The organism is Caulobacter sp. HMWF025 (assembly GCF_003060965.1).
GTDB lineage: Bacteria > Pseudomonadota > Alphaproteobacteria > Caulobacterales > Caulobacteraceae > Caulobacter.
Map to the genome: position 1 here is coordinate 22,170 of NZ_QAII01000109.1, position 2,697 is coordinate 24,866.

Annotated in this window: 4 protein-coding genes and 1 pseudogene; 3 read left to right on the forward strand and 2 right to left on the reverse strand. The window is 68.1% G+C overall.

Annotated features, from left to right (window positions below; translation table 11 throughout):
- Positions 1 to 171: 171 nt before the first annotated feature.
- Positions 172 to 927 (forward strand): class I SAM-dependent methyltransferase, encoded by a 756-nt coding sequence (locus DBR10_RS12345; RefSeq protein WP_108504501.1) that lies wholly within the window; start codon positions 172 to 174, stop codon positions 925 to 927.
- Between the two features lie 23 nt (positions 928 to 950).
- Here DBR10_RS12345 and DBR10_RS12350 read toward each other — a convergent pair whose 3' ends face one another.
- Positions 951 to 1,547, reverse strand: coding sequence for a glutathione S-transferase family protein (locus tag DBR10_RS12350; protein ID WP_108504500.1), 597 nt, complete (start codon positions 1,545 to 1,547; stop codon positions 951 to 953).
- Positions 1,548 to 1,550: 3 nt separating this feature from the next.
- Positions 1,551 to 1,718 (reverse strand): hypothetical protein, encoded by a 168-nt coding sequence (locus tag DBR10_RS19325; RefSeq protein WP_199223487.1) that lies wholly within the window; start codon positions 1,716 to 1,718, stop codon positions 1,551 to 1,553.
- 80 nt (positions 1,719 to 1,798) lie between these two features.
- On the opposite strand from DBR10_RS19325, the gene DBR10_RS12355 reads away from it, so the two are divergent.
- Together DBR10_RS12355 and DBR10_RS12360 are read left to right on the forward strand one after the other, a co-directional pair.
- Positions 1,799 to 2,350, forward strand: coding sequence for a hypothetical protein (locus tag DBR10_RS12355; RefSeq protein WP_108556370.1), 552 nt, complete (start codon positions 1,799 to 1,801; stop codon positions 2,348 to 2,350).
- Positions 2,351 to 2,388: 38 nt separating this feature from the next.
- Positions 2,389 to 2,697, forward strand: a pseudogene (locus tag DBR10_RS12360) (protein NO VEIN domain-containing protein); the annotation flags it as partial.

Consider the following 2,697-nt stretch of genomic DNA (forward strand, 5'->3'; position numbering starts at 1 on the left):
CCCATATCCCCCCGATTTATCTCGTTGAAGCGATCATGGGCGCAACCGGCGGGGAAGGGGAAGGGGCACCCTGCGGAAGGCGCGCCCGGCGTTACCGGAATTTCATGATAACGTCGTTCGTCGAAGGTCTGAAAGCTGCTACCGATCAGTCAAAATCAGGGAGCGCCACTCATGATCCGCAAGTCCTTCGCGCCGGTCGTCGTCCTTCTGGCCCTGGCCTCCGGCGCCGGCATGGCCCAGGCCCAGGTCCCGGCCAACATCACGGCAGCTCTTTCCAGTCCGGTTCGCCCGGCGGCCGATACCGCTCGCGACGCGGCCCGCAAGCCGGGCGAGATCCTGGCCTTCGCTGGGGTCAAGCCCGGTGACACGGTGGTCGATTTCATCATCGGCGGCGGCTATTTCACCCGCATCCTGTCGGGTGCCGTGGGTGAAAAGGGCGTGGTCTATGCCTATCAGCCGGCCCAGTTCATCCAGTATTCCGCCAAGTATGGTGAGGACCTCAAGGCCGTCGCCGCGACGGTGCCGAATGCCAGGCCGCTGGATGGAACCCTGCTGCCGCTCGACCTGCCGGACAATCTCGACCTGGTCATGACGGTGCAGAACTATCACGACCTGCATCTCAAGCCGTTTCCGACCGGGACGGCCGCCGGCGTCAATGCCGAGGTCTTCAAGTCGCTCAAGCCCGGCGGCGTGTTCCTGATCGTCGACCATGCCGCCGTCGCCGGCAGCGGCCTGTCGGCCGTCGATAGCCTGCACCGGATCGACGTCGCTGCCGTCAGGGCCGAGGTCGAGGCGGCCGGCTTCAAGCTGGAAAGCGAAAGCCCGCTCCTGCGTGATGCCGCCGATACGCACACCATCAACGTCTTCGACCCGGCCATCCGGGGCAAGACTGACCAGTTCATCCTGAAGTTCCGCAAGCCGGGCTGACGCCGGGCACCTTGGGAACCTCTCTAGGGGACCTCGGGGAGGGCGTAGGGCTGGAAGGCCCTGCGCGCGCCGAGCCGCTGATAGTAGGCCGCCACGGCCGGCAGGTCGGCCCGCTCGATCGGCGAGGCGATCCAGCGGTGCACCGACAGGCCGATCACCACGTCGGCCAGGGTGAAGGCCTGTCCGGTGACGAAGGCCCCGGTCCCGTCCAGGGCGCGGTCGAGGATCGCCATGGCGCTGTTCCAGTCCCGCACGCTGGTGGCGATGCGGTCGGCGTCGTCATAGCCCGGGAACCGGCGAACCAGGCCGGCGAAGGCAAAGCGCCAGGCGCTGTTCAGCTCGGTGGCCTGCCATTCCATCCACTGGTCGACGACGGCCCGGGCGCGGGCTTCGGTCGGAAACAGCGACGTTCCGGACGCCAGATGCCGGCAGATGGCGTTGCTCTCCCAGAGCGGGCCATGCGCGTCGATCAGGACCGGGATCAGGCCGTTGGGATTGAGGGCGCGAAACGCCGGCGAGGCCGTGTCGGCATCCTGACGGTCATAGGAGAGGCCCAGCTCGTCTGCCGCCCACAGCACCTTGCGCACATTGATCGAGGAGGTCCGGCCCAGGATCTGCATGGTCTAGCGGGTCATCCAGGGCTTGGACTTGCCGGCCTGGACGCCGGCGGCCTGTTCGCGCTGGAACTTGCCGCCGCGCGGCGGCTTGGGGCGCGCGTCGATGGCGGCCTTCTTCAGGCGAAGGGCCTTCTGGATCGGGGTTTCTGCGGGGGCGTCGGGGGTATCAGTCATGGGCCGCCTATAGCACAGAGCCCGCCCGGGTCGCGCGCTTTGCCTTGAGAACGCCGCGCTTGCAGGCCAAGCTCCCGAGTATGACCGCACACCGCCTGGCTCTCGGGGCCGCCCTGACCCTTGTCCTTGCCGGAGCCGCCGCTGCCCAGACCGCGCCGCAGGACGGGCCGACGGCCGTCTCGCCGGTGACCGTCATGCCGCGCACGGCTCAGCCGAAGGTGGTCGCCACCTATCCGGCCCAGGGCGAGACCATCGCGCCCGGCGTGCTGATCGTGAAGGTCGCCTTCGACCAGAAGATGAACCCGGCCGTGTGGAACTATGCCGCGGCCGAGGGTCTCGAGCGGCCCGAATGTATCCGCACGCCGCGTCTGCTGAATGACGAGAAGACATTCGTCCTGCTGTGCCGGGTGCTGTCGGACCGCAGCTATGCGATCGCACTGAATGCCCAGCCGGCCGGAGGCTTTGCCAATCTCGGTGACAATCCTGCCGAGCCCCTGGTGCTGCAGTTCAGGGTCGTGCGGGGCGAGCCCGTCACCTCGATGGCCGGAGCCCTGCGAGCGGCCGGTCTGAAGTCGGACGAGGAGCCGATCCAGGAGGCTCCCCGGCTCCGGCCACGCACCGCCCCCTGTTAGGGCTGGCTGTCGCCCCCCACCTGCGGCATCGTCGCGCCGTGAACGCCCAGACCCCCCTCAGCCAGGACTGGTCTCCCGCCGATCTCGACCTGATCGTCGGCGACTATTTTGTCATGCTGGCCAAGGACTTGGCCGGACAAGCTGTGGATCTCGCCGCCCATCAGCGCGCCCTGCGATTCGTCACCGGCCGCTCCGGCGGGGCGCTGGACTTCAAGACCTGCGAGATCTCGGCCGTCGTCAGCCTGGTCGGCCTGCCGATCCTGACCGCCTTCGCCCCGCGCTGGACCTATGCCGAGACGGTGGTCGAGGCGGTCGAGCGCCAGCTGATCGCGCGTCCCGCCCTGTTC

Bases quoted from the DNA above. Each gene is read 5' to 3' on its own strand.
- DBR10_RS12345 (WP_108504501.1), top strand. From the start codon at position 172: ATGATCCGCAAGTCCTTCGCGCCGGTCGTCGTCCTTCTGGCCCTGGCC.
- DBR10_RS12350 (WP_108504500.1), bottom strand. From the start codon at position 1,547: ATGCAGATCCTGGGCCGGACCTCCTCGATCAATGTGCGCAAGGTGCTG.
- DBR10_RS19325 (WP_199223487.1), bottom strand. From the start codon at position 1,718: ATGACTGATACCCCCGACGCCCCCGCAGAAACCCCGATCCAGAAGGCC.
- DBR10_RS12355 (WP_108556370.1), top strand. From the start codon at position 1,799: ATGACCGCACACCGCCTGGCTCTCGGGGCCGCCCTGACCCTTGTCCTT.